The organism is Lysinibacillus sp. GbtcB16, from assembly GCF_019091145.1.
Taxonomy (GTDB): Bacteria; Bacillota; Bacilli; order Bacillales_A; family Planococcaceae; genus Lysinibacillus; species Lysinibacillus fusiformis.
On record NZ_JAGXJV010000186.1, the window covers coordinates 1 to 356 of the forward strand.

1 pseudogene is annotated in these 356 nt (G+C 43.5%); it reads right to left on the reverse strand.

What is annotated here, in order from left to right:
* Positions 1-326, reverse strand: a pseudogene (locus KVT27_RS23925) (sugar ABC transporter permease); the annotation flags it as partial.
* Between the last annotated feature and the right edge of the window lie 30 nt (positions 327-356).

Genomic DNA, 356 nt, shown 5'->3' on the forward strand with positions numbered 1-356 from the left:
GTGTCAACTCCTGTGATCGCTGCCAAAATGATAATCGTCCCCCAGCCGGTTTCTTTCCAGATATTCTGTGCAACGAGCATTCCCCAGAATGTATCCGTATTGGTCAGAAAGTCGTATTTGTGAAAGCCCAAGGATTCGATCATCATGTTAACGATGCCGTTCGACTGGGACAAGAGCAGGAAGGAAATGCCTACTATAATCACCCAGGACAGGAAATGCGGGAAATACATAATGGTTTGTACGGAAGATTTAAACAGTCTCGAACTCAATTCATTAAGCATTAGCGCAATAAGAATAGGAATCGGAAAGCCGAACACCAGCTTCATGAAGCTAATGATAACTGTGTTCTTGAAAGC